Source organism: Pseudomonas sp. GW821-FHT09E12 (assembly GCF_059416085.1).
On sequence record NZ_JBWKOM010000010.1, the window covers coordinates 172,673 to 186,899 of the forward strand.

Annotated in this window: 13 protein-coding genes; all 13 read right to left on the bottom strand. The window is 49.1% G+C overall.

Going from position 1 to position 14,227, the window contains the following annotated elements:
- Positions 1-4 precede the first annotated feature (4 nt).
- Positions 5-1,303, bottom strand: coding sequence for an oligosaccharide repeat unit polymerase (locus AC07PQ_RS26340; protein ID WP_493186406.1), 1,299 nt, complete (start codon positions 1,301-1,303; stop codon positions 5-7).
- A 20-nt stretch (positions 1,304-1,323) separates the two neighbouring features.
- Complete coding sequence (locus AC07PQ_RS26345; protein ID WP_493186405.1) at positions 1,324-2,571, bottom strand: lipopolysaccharide biosynthesis protein; 1,248 nt, start codon at positions 2,569-2,571, stop codon at positions 1,324-1,326.
- A 40-nt stretch (positions 2,572-2,611) separates the two neighbouring features.
- Complete coding sequence (locus tag AC07PQ_RS26350; protein WP_223816043.1) at positions 2,612-3,625, bottom strand: glycosyltransferase family 4 protein; 1,014 nt, start codon at positions 3,623-3,625, stop codon at positions 2,612-2,614.
- Positions 3,626-3,672: 47 nt separating this feature from the next.
- The gene (locus tag AC07PQ_RS26355; protein WP_493186404.1) at positions 3,673-4,563 is read right to left on the bottom strand and encodes a GDP-mannose 4,6-dehydratase; all 891 of its coding nucleotides are present in this window, start codon (positions 4,561-4,563) and stop codon (positions 3,673-3,675) included.
- A 13-nt stretch (positions 4,564-4,576) separates the two neighbouring features.
- Entirely contained in the window at positions 4,577-5,614 is a 1,038-nt protein-coding gene (gmd, locus tag AC07PQ_RS26360; RefSeq protein ID WP_101338734.1) for a GDP-mannose 4,6-dehydratase, read from the bottom strand.
- Between the two features lie 22 nt (positions 5,615-5,636).
- Positions 5,637-7,076 (bottom strand): mannose-1-phosphate guanylyltransferase/mannose-6-phosphate isomerase, encoded by a 1,440-nt coding sequence (locus tag AC07PQ_RS26365; RefSeq protein ID WP_101338735.1) that lies wholly within the window; start codon positions 7,074-7,076, stop codon positions 5,637-5,639.
- Complete coding sequence (wecC, locus tag AC07PQ_RS26370) at positions 7,073-8,344, bottom strand: UDP-N-acetyl-D-mannosamine dehydrogenase (protein ID WP_101338736.1); 1,272 nt, start codon at positions 8,342-8,344, stop codon at positions 7,073-7,075. Before wecC ends, AC07PQ_RS26365 begins: the two co-directional genes overlap by 4 nt.
- Positions 8,345-8,353: 9 nt before the next feature.
- The gene (wecB, locus tag AC07PQ_RS26375) at positions 8,354-9,484 is read right to left on the bottom strand and encodes a non-hydrolyzing UDP-N-acetylglucosamine 2-epimerase (protein WP_097137571.1); all 1,131 of its coding nucleotides are present in this window, start codon (positions 9,482-9,484) and stop codon (positions 8,354-8,356) included.
- A gap of 648 nt (positions 9,485-10,132) precedes the next feature.
- Entirely contained in the window at positions 10,133-11,188 is a 1,056-nt protein-coding gene (locus AC07PQ_RS26380) for an LPS O-antigen chain length determinant protein WzzB (RefSeq protein ID WP_493186403.1), read from the bottom strand.
- 124 nt (positions 11,189-11,312) lie between these two features.
- Positions 11,313-11,534: a hypothetical protein gene (locus AC07PQ_RS26385; protein WP_493186402.1), complete on the bottom strand. Its 222-nt coding sequence runs from the start codon at positions 11,532-11,534 to the stop codon at positions 11,313-11,315.
- 22 nt (positions 11,535-11,556) lie between these two features.
- Positions 11,557-11,850, bottom strand: a complete 294-nt coding sequence (ihfB, locus tag AC07PQ_RS26390; RefSeq protein ID WP_008042113.1) for an integration host factor subunit beta — start codon at positions 11,848-11,850, stop codon at positions 11,557-11,559.
- Between the two features lie 183 nt (positions 11,851-12,033).
- Positions 12,034-12,318: a hypothetical protein gene (locus AC07PQ_RS26395; RefSeq protein ID WP_007931319.1), complete on the bottom strand. Its 285-nt coding sequence runs from the start codon at positions 12,316-12,318 to the stop codon at positions 12,034-12,036.
- 202 nt (positions 12,319-12,520) lie between these two features.
- The gene (gene rpsA, locus AC07PQ_RS26400) at positions 12,521-14,215 is read right to left on the bottom strand and encodes a 30S ribosomal protein S1 (RefSeq protein WP_007931318.1); all 1,695 of its coding nucleotides are present in this window, start codon (positions 14,213-14,215) and stop codon (positions 12,521-12,523) included.
- Between the last annotated feature and the right edge of the window lie 12 nt (positions 14,216-14,227).

Consider the following 14,227-nt stretch of genomic DNA (forward strand, 5'->3'; position numbering starts at 1 on the left):
GTCTCTAGATCGAATTATTAACAGGTTCTTGGCGCTTTGAGCTTAATAATAAAAAGGGGATCAGAATAGAGGCAACGAGAAGAGCCACCGAAGCCAATTCCCCTCTGAACAAATGAAGCATGGAAGCAACGGTCAGCGCATATACACCCAATGCCCGGTCGCTTTTTGGGTTGTTGATGGTAGCACCGTAGAGCCATCCCCATAGGACCCCAAGCAGCAAGCCTCCTAGTAGAACACCAAGAGTTCCAAAGTTCATGTAAAGCTCACCAAATATTCCAGGTGGCAATGTCGTACCTTCCCTCAACCACATGTTCGGCCAGAAAGCGCCTGTAAACACTCCAGCAGCAGTCATAGGCTTGTTAGGAAAGATTCCGGATGGAATTAAAATCAAAACGATCATTAACAGTGTCGTACCGTTTTGCCAGTCAAGAAGCCGCGGCATGGCATCAACCAGTACACTCATGGTCTGCAACTGCATGAGATTCCCTGTAAACTGTATGGCCAAGAAGTTAACAAAGGATAAAAATACACCTTGCTCATCATTGATAAACGAAAACTTCCCCGACACCAAAAACTCTTGTTTGAATAGGTGGTAAGCCATCAAGGAAACAAACATCACAAAACCAAGCACAGCCCCTTTTATCAGACTAACGCGCTGAACCCGGTAATGCCTGACGATAATCAATGAAAGCACGATAATAAAAATAGTCGATTTCTGCCCCTGCAACCCGCAAACAAAAATCCCAACCAAAAAATACAACCAAAAGAGAACCCGTTCGGAGAGCCCCTTCTTTTCCCCTCGTGTTAAGCGAATAAACCACGCCAACGAAACAGAAAGAAGCAAGTTCTGCAAAAGAAAGAAACCATTCAAACCAGCAAACGCCCTGATTCGATCACTAGCACCTTGAATCAGCCCTGACAGCCCACCTAGCGCAATCAGAATTATGACAAGCGCCAACAGAGCAACTGCCGTAAATACAAAAGACCGAAAAAAGAATATTTTCGTACTCACAATACAACGAACCGCCGCAGGCATATTCAGCTGAAGCCTACGCCCCAAATAACAGCCGAGCAGCACAAAAAAGAGCGCCGCTGTATATAAAATCAGAGCGCTCCGGATAGCTAAACTTTTATCAGAAAAGTTAAAATTCCAAATCTGACTGAAACCGTCAAAACTCATAATAAACGGATACAGCGGAACGATAACCCCTGCAAACCAAATCACAAAAAAGAAAAAACCCACGCTAAAACAATCAAAACTTTCCTTTCTTGCTGAAGGCATAAACCAGCTTTTCCTCGACATGACCAGCCTCTCTCTGATAATTATAAAACAGCTAAGCGGATTTTTACCGCAGAGAGTAGGAGCACTGCTGATAGCACTGCGCCAGCCGAATAAGCCATAACCCCAGCCCATCCTTCCAGAATCGGAATTCCCACATAGAGAAGAATCAGTACAAGTAAACCTTCCAAGATATTGACCTTGAGGCTCAATCCAAATACACGAAGTGCCACCAACATTGTGCCGCACGCGAGAGCAATTGCTTTCAACGGCAACGTTAACGCCAAGACCATCACATAGAGAGCAGTGGTTTTATAGGCTCCACCGATAAAAAGCCACCAGGCTGATGATATGAGAATCAGCAGCAACGCCACAGCAGAAGATACTTTCAACATGCTTTTCAAAGCAGAAGAGTACTTTTTGCGGAGCTCATCAGGATGGCCGAGCGCCTCGACCAGATCGGGTAACGCTCGCTGGGCAATGATAGCCAAAGGTAACAATCCGAGAACTAAGCTTAGTATCGCGATTCCAAAAAAACCAATCTCTTCGGTTCTGACATGAAGGGCAGTCAGCATCAGAACCGGCAAGCTATCAACCAATAGACGAACAAACAAACTGGCATTAATAGTTACACCGGACTTGGCAGTAATCATCAATTGCTTCTTATCTACTGCGGCAAAATTCAGGGCCGGTAGAATATAAGCTCTGAGCCTCCACCACACAGCTATCAGACAGAAAAGCTCCCCCAGATAACGAGCCGCCATCCATCCCCGCACCCCGTAAAGTTTGGTGAGTATGACGTGCAGCACAACGCCCGCCGCGGTGACTAGCATTAGTACAAGATAAATCTCCCTTATCGCCTTCGCGCCCTGGGCAAAACCTGTACTGACACGAAGAAAATTAGTCAACACGACTAAACCACAAGTTGTAAAGACATAGGAGCTTATTGCAGAAGTCAGCACAAATTCATGAACGATATATATGCCAAAAATAACGATGCCAGACGCTAACGAGACAAGTAAAAAAACCTGCCGAAGCACCGCGCTTTGACAGGATGCATCGCTATAGGCCGCTGTATCGCGGATAGCGATACTTTGCATCCCCAAACTGCCAGCCAATACAACGAGCGCTATGACTGTCTCCAGAGAACGGACAACCCCTACAACTGAAGGGTCGACCCAAGGCGTAATCAAAAACTGGCTGATGATAACGCCACCTTGAATACAAGCGGTGATAACAAACAGCTGTAATAGCCTCGAACTCTCGAAAATACTGATCAGACGGGCTAGCACGCAGTACCACCATTAGTATTATTAATTATTATCAATGAAGTTACCCTTTCTTTTCTGGCGATAGTGAATCCAGAACACTTTTCAATGCAGCCCGGCGAGATGCGATCGAATAGTTAGAGGAAATCCATTGATGCCTAGCCTGCGCTTCTCCCTCCGCAATAGGTGTAGCCACTACCATTTCCATGGCTGCGGTAATCTCTTTCTGGCTGTCCGGCTGGACCCAGTAAGCAAACTCCCCAGCGACCTCAGGTACCGCACCTCTTGGCGAGGTGATTACTCGCGCCCCACAGGCCAAAGCCTCGCCTATTGCATGGCCAAACCCCTCGTAAAGGGTAGGCTGAACATAAGCAAGACATTTACGGTAATGTTCAAGCTTCTCTTCGTCGGAAATCATCCCAACAAACTCGACCTTGTCTGCAACACCCAATCTATGCGCAAGGCTTTTCAGCTCATCCAGATAGTCACCATGCTTACCAGCTACTACCAACCGAAGCTTGCTCGCTTTTTTCGCAACTTCTGCAAATGCCTCAATAGTCGGAATGAGACCTTTACGAATAGCATTAGTCCGGCTTGTCCAAGTAACGGTAAAAAAGTAATCTGACTCAGCAGACGGAGATTCGCCCGGTGAATAGAACTCTGTATCAATTGCCAATGTGGCATAGACAGGATTTTTTACTGGAAGGTTGGAAGTAACCTCTTCACACTCGGACTTCGAGATAAACAGGTTTCTATCGGCCAATAACAAAGAGCTACGTAGCACAAGCTTCTGCCACCATGGCCGATCCAGATAACAGAGACCTGGAATTTCTTTTCGGCAGGTGGAGTAGTCAAAAGCTCCAGTTACCACAACCGGTCGGCGGCGAAGTTTTCCCGCGAGCAAAGGAAAAGGTGAGTGCCCCCACCACCAGCAAAAATAAAGATCAGCCTTCCAATCCAGAGTCCCTGGCGTCCCGGATAGCACAACCTCATGCCCGAGCTCTTTAAGAATCCGAATATCGACCCTATAAAACTCAACTTTATCAAACAACTCACGCCAATTGGCGTGAGCTGACATATTCGCAAAAAAACATATACGCACAGTTCACCAACCCGCTATAGCCATTAACCTTGGACGCTTATCTTTTGCTGATACATGGAGAGAAGTGTCTCATGCAAACTAGGCATCTCTAACACCCCCACAGTATCGAAAAGTTTGGCTGAACTTCCATAAAGTTCTTTTACTTCATCGCTCCGGACGAAAGCCGGGTCCACTACTATATTAGGCCGATACCCAGCAATCTGTACCATTTCGTCAATCACGCTGAGCAAGGAAATACTCCGCCCCGAACAGATATTGACAAACTCACTATGCTTTTCGCATGTCAAAAGGCGCGCATAGGCCTCAACCACGTATCTCACATCGGAAAGATCGCGAGAAACGTCCAGATTCCCCAATCTGATTTCCTTTTCACCTCTGGCAAAAGCACCGACGATCTTGGAAAACACAAAGGACTCCGATTGGCCTGGCCCCGTGTAGTTAAAAGGCCGCGTCACCAATATAGGCAAGCGAACAAACCACTTACGGAGCAGCGCCTCCATGGCGAACTTGCTCAGAGCATAATGGTTCATCGGCTGTGGCTGGGCAGACTCCACGATAGGTGACGAAAGCGCGTTGCCGTAAATATTGGCGCTACTGGCAATTACCACCTTTTCGATGTCTATTTTCGACTCGATGATAGCGGTAAGCAGACTTTCCGTACCCAGTACATTGACTCGGTAGTAGGACAGCGCATCACTGCCCGTCACATGTGCCAAGGCAGCCAAGTGGATGACATGAGTCGGTTGAACCTGCTTGATCCAATCGCACAACCGATCAGTCTCATTAAGGTCAGCTTCCAAGTGATCAAACTCACAAGGTAGTCGCTGCCCTCCCAGGCCGGCAACCTGCCAGCCAGCCTGGGTCAGAGTCTCGGCCAGGTGCCTCCCGGTAAAACCGGAGAGGCCCGTGATCAAGACCCTGCGGTCATTAGTGTGAGACGCCATTACGAGCCCTTCTCAAGTCCGCCTCTACCATCAATTGGCAAAGTTGCTCCAGCGTCGTTTCAGGCTTCCAGCCCAGGCGCTCCTTGGCGAAGGAGGGATCACCGATCAACAATTCCACTTCTGCAGGTCGGTAGAAACGAGGGTTAACTTTGACTCGAGTCACACCTGTCCTACGGTCGACACCAAACTCGTTCTCCCCACTTTCACGCCAGTCGATATCAACACCGACAGCCTTGAAACTCATGGAGACAAAGTCACGAACGGTTTCAGTGCGATTTGTAGCCAGTACAAAAGTTTCCGGAGTATCGATCTGCAACATGCGGTGCATGCCATCTACGTACTCTTTGGCAAAACCCCAATCACGCTTGGCATCCATATTGCCGAGTTCCAGAACTTGCTGAGTACCTATTTCAATATTAGCTACCGCGTCGGTAATTTTTCGAGTAACGAACTCTTTACCTCTCAGCGGGGATTCATGATTAAACAAAATACCGCTGGTAGCGAAGATACCATAAGACTCACGATAGTTTATCGTGGTCCAATGAGCGAACAACTTCGCCACCCCATAAGGGCTCCGAGGATAAAACGGGGTACTTTCGGATTGGGGAACAGCTTGAACCAATCCAAACATCTCAGAAGTCGATGCCTGATAATAACGTATCTTGGGGTTCACGATCCGAATTGCTTCAAGCAGATTAAGCGCACCAACACCCGTAATCTGAGCCGTAGTGATAGGCTGATCAAAAGAAACACCAACAAAACTTTGGGCTGCGAGGTTATACACTTCATCTGGCTTGCAGTTTTCAATCAAGCGAATAGTCCCAGCCAGATCGGTCAAGTCAAACTCGACAAGATGCAGCCGATCATGATTCAGGACACCTAACTCTTCCATCCGCCAGAAGTTTACAGAACTTGTACGCCGATATGCTCCGTATACCTCATAACCTTTTGACAATAACAACTCAACAAGGTAAGCCCCATCCTGACCAGTAACCCCGGTGACCAGCGCATTCTTCCGCATTTGTACAGCCCCTATTTAAATCTTATACACGACCGTAAGTATCATCAAATCGAACAATATCATCCTCACCCAAGTAACTTCCGGACTGAACCTCGATGATTTCAAGAGGTATCGTGCCCGGATTGGAAAGACGATGAACATGCCCAACAGGAATATAAGTACTCTGGTTTTCGTTCAGCTGAAAAACCCGATCCTCACAGGTAACTTCTGCTGTACCAGAAACCACAATCCAGTGCTCTGCACGATGATAATGTTTCTGCAAGCTCAGCGTTGCCTTTGGCTTGACCAATATCCGCTTCACTTGAAAACGTGAGCCAGAATCAATGCTGTCGTACCAACCCCAAGGCCGGTGAACGCGACGATGCAGTTTGGTCTCACTCCGCGAGCAGACATTCAATGCTTCGACAATCGCCTTCACGCCCTGACTGCGCTCCTTGTTGGCAACCAAAACAGCATCAGGCGTCTCGACGATCACGATATTGTCGAGCCCAACAGCGGTCACCAGACGGTGAGAAGCATAAACCAGCGTATTGGCGCTGGATTCGACAATCACGTCACCATGAGTTGCATTGTGGCTGTCATCCTTCTCGCTTGAGCGCCAAACGGCATCCCACGCCCCAAGATCAGACCAGCCTGCATCCATCGCCAGCATCTTGAGTTGCAACTCAGGATGCTTCGCGCAATGCTCAATCACCGCGTAGTCTATTGATTCCGACGGGATAAGAGAGAAGGCATCGGCCTGAGGCCGAATAAATCCACTATCCTGAGCTCTCTCGGCCCAGGCTTTCTCAGTGGCCAGGTAAATATCTTCCCTGAAAATTTTTAGCGCCTTCAACCATACGGATGCTCGCAGAACGAAAATACCACTGTTCCAGAAATAACTACCTTCATCCAGATACTTCTGTGCAGTTTGCAGTCCGGGTTTTTCAACAAAGGCGTCGACTCGCTTAACTTCAGCGGCATCTGTTGAATGAATATAGCCATAGCCTGTTTCAGGGCGATCAGGCTTTATACCCAATATGACAATATCGCCGTCCGCTGCAACTTCAACAGCCTTGCTGATTGACTGGGTGAACATCTGCACATCGAGAATCATTTGATCAGCAGGCGCCACAACCAGAATTGGATCGACCTGTGACAGCTCATCCCGCGCATAGAGAGCAGCCAGTGTGAGTGCGGGCGCCGTATTACGCCCTATAGGCTCGAGAATGATGGAGCTCTTGCTCAGTTTCATCTCCCGAATCTGGTCCAGACACAGGAAACGGTGCTCATCATTGGCGACGATACAAGGTGGCAGCAAATCCGAGCCTGGCGCAGCTATCCCTATCAACCTACCGATGGCTTGCTGAAACAAGGTTTCACGACCTGATATAGCTAGAAACTGCTTAGGGTAGAGCGTTCTGCTAAGGGGCCACAGGCGCGTCCCGGCGCCTCCGGACATGATTACCGGAAGAATCTTCATACAAACCAGATCCCGCGAGTATCAACTACCTGACGCCCCTCCAAAGCCGACGACGGGACAGCCTTGAACTGCTTGTGATCCACCAGAAGCAAAAGAACATCCGCCCGACTGAAGGCCTCTTCTATCGCACACAGTTCCACACCAGGCAATACCAGGGCTGCCGGCAAAGACTCGATATTGGGTTCGACTGCCAGGACTTTGCCAGAGTGAGAGCCCGCAATGTGCTTGGTAATTTCCAACGATGGACTCTCTCGCAAGTCATCGATATCAGGCTTGAATGCCAGACCAAAACAGGCAATAACAACATCTTTCTCGGACTTTTCAGGATTGTGCGAAAGATGCTCAGCCACCGCGGCATCAACTTTTTCAACAACCCAAGATGGTTTGGAATCATTGACCTCACGAGCAGTTTTGATCAGTTTCGCCTGCCCTTCGGCCTGACTGACGATGAACCAGGGGTCGACGGCAATACAATGCCCCCCCACGCCGGGACCAGGCTGCAGGATATTGACTCGAGGATGTCGGTTAGCCAGCTTGATGAGTTCCCACACATCTACACCGAACTTATCGCAGATCATAGAAAGCTCATTGGCAAACGCGATATTGACATCACGAAAGCTATTCTCGGTCAACTTGCACATTTCCGCTGTGCGCGCGTTGGTAAGAATGCACTCACCTTCTACAAACAGCTTGTAAAGACGGGTAGCGGCCTCAGAACACTTAGGTGTCATACCACCAATAACCCGGTCATTTTGCACCAACTCACGCAGCACATGGCCAGGCAATACGCGTTCCGGGCAATGAGCAACTCGAATATCCGATGCCTCGCCATGAGTCTGAGGGAAGGTCAGGTCCGGACGCACCTCGGCCAGCCACTGCGCCATCTGCTCGGTTGCCCCTACAGGCGAAGTGGATTCGAGAATAACCAGGTCACCCTTTTTCAGAACAGGCGCAATCGACTTGCTTGCAGACTCGATATAAGAAAGATCTGGAGCATGATCACCCTTGAAGGGAGTAGGTACCGCAATCAAAAAAGCATCTGCAGGTTCTGCACGAGTGCTGGCACGCAAATACCCTTCGGTTACGGCAGCATGAACTACGATATCAAGATCAGGCTCTACGATATGGATCTGCCCACAGTTGATGGTATCTACGGCTTTCTGGTTAACATCAACACCAACAACTTTTATCTTTCGCGAAGCAAACACTGCAGCAGTGGGTAAGCCGATATACCCTAGGCCAATCACGGAAATAGTGGAAAAGCTCATAACGAAACCTTACTTTTTAAAAGTGGCAAGAGTATTAATAATCCGGGCACAGGCATTACCATCACCATAAGGATTATGAGCAAAGCTCATTTCCTGATAAGCATCGCTATCAAGCAAAAGCTCGCGCAGATTGCTGGTAATCTTTTCCTTCTCAGTTCCGACCAACCTGACGGTACCGGCTTCGATGGCCTCCGGGCGCTCAGTAGTATCACGCATAACTAGCACTGGCTTACCCAGGGACGGAGCTTCCTCCTGCACACCGCCGGAGTCCGTCAGAATCAAGTAGGAACGGTTCATCAAATAGACGAAAGGAAGATAATCCAATGGTTCGATGAGATGAATATTATCGATACCAGACAGCAAACGATTAACAGGTTCGCGCACATTAGGGTTCAAGTGCACAGGATAAACAATTTCAACATCATCAAATTCACGAGCAATAGAAGCCAGTGACATACAGATTCTTTCAAATCCATCACCAAAGCTTTCGCGGCGATGTCCCGTCACAAGAATCAAGCGGCGTTCTGTTGAAAGAAACTTGAACTGCTCCGAAAACTGCTGATTCAGCCTAGTGTTAGATCCGAGCTTTTCAACAACATTGAGCAAGGCATCAATAACAGTATTGCCAGTTACATAAACCGACTCCGGAGGCACCCCTTCCTGCAACAGATTCTGTTCGGATTTTTGGGTAGGCGCGAAGTGAAGGCGCGCCAAAGCCCCTGTCAACTTCCGATTAGCCTCTTCCGGCCACGGCGAATAAAGATTGCCTGTACGCAGCCCTGCCTCGATATGCGCTACAGGGATCTGATGATAATAAGCTGCGAGGGTTGTTGCGAAAGTAGTTGCTGTATCACCATGCACCAGAATGATATCCGGCTTATAAGTGGCAAATACACCCTTCATTCCCTGTAGGATACATGTGGTTACATCGGTAAGGTCTTGGCCTGGCTTCATGATATTTAGATCGAAGTCCGGCTCAAGCTCGAATAACTCCAGCACTTGATCGAGCATTTCGCGATGCTGACCCGTGACACAGATTTTTGCGTCAAAACGCTCATCCGCACGCAATGCCAAAGCCAGTGGTGCCATTTTTATGGCTTCCGGCCGCGTCCCGAAAACACTCAAGATCTTTAAAGTCATTAGATTACCAATGATTCCATATCATTATTTATTCAGCAGTTCAGCCTGAAGCTTTATTACCGCCACACCATTGCCTGACCTATCGAACCACATAAGATCGGACGATTCCGCACCAATCGCAGACATATCACAGGGCATAATACATTATTCGGATACGCCCAGTGAACGATGCCTCACAAGCAGAGCTTTTCGCAGATACCAACAGAAAGCGCCCAGCAGCCACTATTTAGCCACTACCGATTACCTAATAGAGCCACAAATGCATTCAACACGGAATTTGAAGCGAGTAACCTTCAGCCACGCCATCCTCCAGCATCATAATGACCATTATGCCTGAACTGACTGAGCAATTCTGGGCGCCAAGCCAAGTTTTTTATGGTGCTAGAAGCGCCAAAGTGAGGCCTCGAACCGGGAAAATCACTACCGACCTGCCCGTAAAAGAAGAAAAACACCTGAGCCGATAGCCACTGGAAGCCTTTCCGCAAGGCAGCATCGATGCATGAACTGAGCTCACGCCAAAGAAATGTCAAGCCCGTCAAGCAAAAAAACCTGAGGCAACCTCAGTAGCTTCTGAACACAGGCTCCAGTCCAACCTGAAAACACAGCCAACTCAGCGACCTACACGCGCCAAAGCTGAAACAACCTTTTTCAGGAGGACACAGCAGACCGACCTCTAGCTATCAAATAAACAACAAGCACCAGCCCGCTACTCCCGACCAAGCCGATCAGCAACCCCAATGCAAGAATCATGGACTTCACCGGCTTTACCGGCGTGTCATATCGAGCAATACCGCCATCCATTCGATAGACAGACACATCACCAACTTTGACCTCAATCCCTTTATAAAAGTCATACTTACCTTGCAACTCACGCAAACGACCAATAAAGGGGTCATCGGATTTGCGCAACTCCATATTTTCAATCTCAGCCTTCAAAGCCTTGGCCCCGCGCATATAAGCAGGTTGGCCCGCTATATTGCCAGCAACCTCGATGGCCGAGTTTCCTGTTATGATCAACGGCTTTTCAAGCCCCAATGCTTCCGCAACTTGTAATGCCTCCTGAAGCCTAACAATAGAGTCCCCCCGCTCTTTCTGGCTAACATCACGCAATGCTGCAATCTGCTGCTCGACGTTTCGCGCCCCCACCTCAGCCTCACGCCTTACGTTGGCCAATAGCTCCTGCTTTGCCAGATCACTGGCACGAGCTACATATTGGTGAACCCACTCTACAGATTGAGCAGGACTGTCACTGCGCGCAGTAATGGAATAACGATCAGCAAAATCCTTGCCTGGCAGAGCGATGCTCAACCTTTTGGAAAAGCCTGAGTACAATCCATCTTGCGCCCCTTGGCGCTCCTCCTCACTCAAAGAAGGCAGATAGACGTTGTTAAAAAAATCTTGCCGGAGCGACTCAGCCTGAAAATAGGAAATAAATACACCATATACATCTTTAATAGTATAAGGGGTTAACTGAGAATCCTTAGTTCGACCATAGTTAAAGTTTTCTATATCTTTCTGAGTTGGAGGCACCACATATCCTTTGGCTTCATACTCAGGCTTACTCAAAAAGGCAAAGGCGGCGGCAAATAGCACCGACAGTAACGTAAAAATCAGTATCCAAGCCTTTTTATCCCAAAGAACCCGAACAAGCTCCTGCAGATCCACCTCTTCATCTTTCTTGCTCACCATCAAGTCGCCCTGCATGCAAATCAACCTTTTAATTAAACACCCTGACTCAAAAATGCGCCAACAACCCCATACCAGACATCCAAGAAAATCTCCTCATGCTAGCCAGTCTTTGACACCATAGCCACACTACAGGCAACCACTATTTTTTTTGCCCACCCTTGAGCACAGCCCTTAACAATGAACCAAAAATCATACCAATCAACAATGAAAATATAATGTAGATAGAAACAGGAAATGCAGAAATAGAGCGACCCAGAAAGCTCAATACAACAGCCTCCCGGTTCTCCAACACAAAAATGAGAATCGACAAGGCAAAAGCAAAAAAAACAATCGCGAGCAGCACACGCCTCAAAGTACGCATATGATCCCTCCCGCAAAAAACATCACACCTCCTCCTCTTCCTCATTCACACGATCCCGAAGCTCTTTGCCCGGCTTGAAATGTGGAACGAACTTGCCATCCAAACTGACAGACTGACCTGTCTTCGGATTGCGACCTACGCGCGGTGCACGATAGTGCAGGGAGAAGCTACCAAAGCCCCGAATCTCGATGCGATCTCCGGTTGCGAGGCATTGGGACATTTGCTCAAGCATGGTCTTGATGGCCAACTCCACATCCTTGGATGAGAGTAGCCCTTGATGGGTGACAATTCGTTCGATCAACTCCGACTTCGTCATATTTTTCCCTTCTTTTTCAAGCAGCTAGATAAGCGCTTCAAAGGTTTTAGCACGACCGGGGGATTTTGAACAGCCCAAGCATTGACTTATCTCCCCCCTTGCTAAAACGCCACAAACGAGGGCATTCAACAGCGCCTAAAACGAAAACTCCGCAGCAATTTGACCTCCCACCACGCCATCCTACTAGCGGCATATGACAAGCATGGTCCGAGTGAGGTAACCCGCAGGATTCCAGCCAAAGGGATAGTCACCCTCCTCGTCCTTGGCATCACTAGACCTGGTAATGACCTTATAGCCATCCCCCTTGCATTCACGCTCAGCACGCTTGTAGCACTTGTCCCATCCAGCCCCAAGACCGGAGCAATCGATCTCGATACCGCTGACACCACGGACTGCATGGACCTTGGCATTGGTCGTACAGCCCACCAAGACTAGAAGAACTGCGAAAACCACAATGAGACTCTTCATCTACTTCCTTATACCGGGCAATCGCCCCACCATCATTCAGCTCAAGCAAGCCTAGCCCTAAATAGGTTATTGATCCGCTTAAGAAAATAGACACCCGAATGACTCTATTGGTTTCCCCCCTCGACAGATGCAAGCCAGAACCCAAATCGCAGACACAAAAAAGGGCGACCGAAGTCGCCCTTTTTCTATGGTCTGACAGAACTTAGTTCTGCTTTTCCATCTGTGCACGCAACAGGTCGCCCAGAGTGGTAGGACCAGCAGCGATATCCGAAGCAGCTGGCTTGTCGCGCAGGCTCTGGATAGCCTCTTTCTCGTCTTCAACATCTTTCGACTTGATCGAGAGCTGGATTACACGGCTCTTACGGTCAACGCTGATGATCTTGGCTTCAACTTCTTCGCCCTCTTTCAGGACGTTACGAGCATCTTCGATGCGATCACGGCTGATTTCGGAGGCTTTCAGAGTCGCTTCGATATCGTTGGCCAGGGTGATGATGGCGCCTTTGGCGTCAACTTCTTTTACAACACCCTTAACGATTGCACCCTTGTCGTTCTCTTGAACGTACTCGGAGAACGGATCGCTTTCCAGTTGCTTGATACCCAGGGAGATGCGCTCACGCTCTGGGTCAACCGACAGGATAACGGTGTCCAGCTCGTCGCCCTTCTTGAAGCGGCGTACGGCTTCTTCGCCCACTTCGTTCCAGGAGATGTCGGACAGGTGAACCAGACCGTCGATGCCACCGTCCAGACCAATGAAGATACCGAAATCGGTGATCGACTTGATGGTGCCGGAGATTTTATCGCCCTTGTTGAACTGGCCAGAGAAATCTTCCCATGGGTTAGATTTGCACTGCTTGATGCCCAGGGAGATACGACGACGCTCTTCGTCGATGTCCAGAACCATAACTTCCACTTCGTCGCCGACTTGTACGACTTTCGAAGGATGGATGTTCTTGTTGGTCCAGTCCATTTCCGAAACGTGCACCAGACCTTCAACACCTTCTTCCAGCTCAGCGAAGCAGCCGTAGTCGGTCAGGTTGGTTACACGAGCGGTAACGCGAGTGCTTTCTGGGTAACGGGCTTTGATAGCAACCCATGGATCTTCGCCCAGCTGCTTCAGGCCCAGGGAAACACGATTGCGCTCGCGATCGTACTTCAGAACCTTGACATCGATCTCGTCGCCAACGTTGACGATTTCGGAAGGATGCTTGATGCGCTTCCAAGCCATGTCGGTAATGTGCAGCAGGCCATCGACGCCACCCAGATCGACGAATGCGCCGTAATCGGTGAGGTTTTTGACGATACCTTTGACTTGCTGACCTTCCTGCAGGGATTCCAGCAGAGCTTCACGCTCAGCGGAGTTCTCGGCTTCGAGGACGCTACGGCGGGAAACGACAACGTTGTTGCGCTTCTGGTCGAGCTTGATGACTTTAAACTCGAGCTCTTTGCCTTCCAGGTGCGTAGTGTCGCGCACTGGACGGACGTCAACCAGAGAACCTGGCAGGAACGCACGGATGCCGTTAACGTCGACAGTGAAGCCGCCTTTAACCTTACCGTTGATAACGCCCTTGACCACTTCTTCGGCTGCGAAGGCTGCTTCCAGAACGATCCAGCATTCAGCGCGCTTGGCTTTTTCACGGGACAGCTTGGTTTCGCCAAAGCCGTCTTCAACCGAATCCAGAGCAACGTGAACTTCATCACCAACATTGATGGACAGTTCGCCAGCATCGTTGTAGAACTGCTCAAGCGGGATCAGCGCTTCAGACTTCAGACCAGCGTGAACGGTTACCCAACGCGCCTGGTAGTCGATGTCGACGATAACACCGGTGATGATGGAGCCTGCCTGAAGGTTCAGGGTTTTTAGGCTTTCTTCAAAGAGTTCCGCAAAGCTTTCGCTCATTTTAATTCCTGT

Coding starts and splice junctions, on each gene's coding strand:
- ihfB (WP_008042113.1), bottom strand. CDS start 11,850: ATGACGAAGTCGGAGTTGATCGAACGAATTGTCACCCATCAAGGGCTA.
- rpsA (WP_007931318.1), bottom strand. CDS start 14,215: ATGAGCGAAAGCTTTGCGGAACTCTTTGAAGAAAGCCTAAAAACCCTG.
- AC07PQ_RS26395 (WP_007931319.1), bottom strand. CDS start 12,318: ATGAAGAGTCTCATTGTGGTTTTCGCAGTTCTTCTAGTCTTGGTGGGC.
- wecC (WP_101338736.1), bottom strand. CDS start 8,344: ATGAGCTTTTCCACTATTTCCGTGATTGGCCTAGGGTATATCGGCTTA.
- AC07PQ_RS26380 (WP_493186403.1), bottom strand. CDS start 11,188: ATGCAGGGCGACTTGATGGTGAGCAAGAAAGATGAAGAGGTGGATCTG.
- AC07PQ_RS26340 (WP_493186406.1), bottom strand. CDS start 1,303: ATGTCGAGGAAAAGCTGGTTTATGCCTTCAGCAAGAAAGGAAAGTTTT.
- gmd (WP_101338734.1), bottom strand. CDS start 5,614: ATGCGGAAGAATGCGCTGGTCACCGGGGTTACTGGTCAGGATGGGGCT.
- wecB (WP_097137571.1), bottom strand. CDS start 9,484: ATGACTTTAAAGATCTTGAGTGTTTTCGGGACGCGGCCGGAAGCCATA.
- AC07PQ_RS26350 (WP_223816043.1), bottom strand. CDS start 3,625: ATGTCAGCTCACGCCAATTGGCGTGAGTTGTTTGATAAAGTTGAGTTT.
- AC07PQ_RS26385 (WP_493186402.1), bottom strand. CDS start 11,534: ATGCGTACTTTGAGGCGTGTGCTGCTCGCGATTGTTTTTTTTGCTTTT.
- AC07PQ_RS26365 (WP_101338735.1), bottom strand. CDS start 7,076: ATGAAGATTCTTCCGGTAATCATGTCCGGAGGCGCCGGGACGCGCCTG.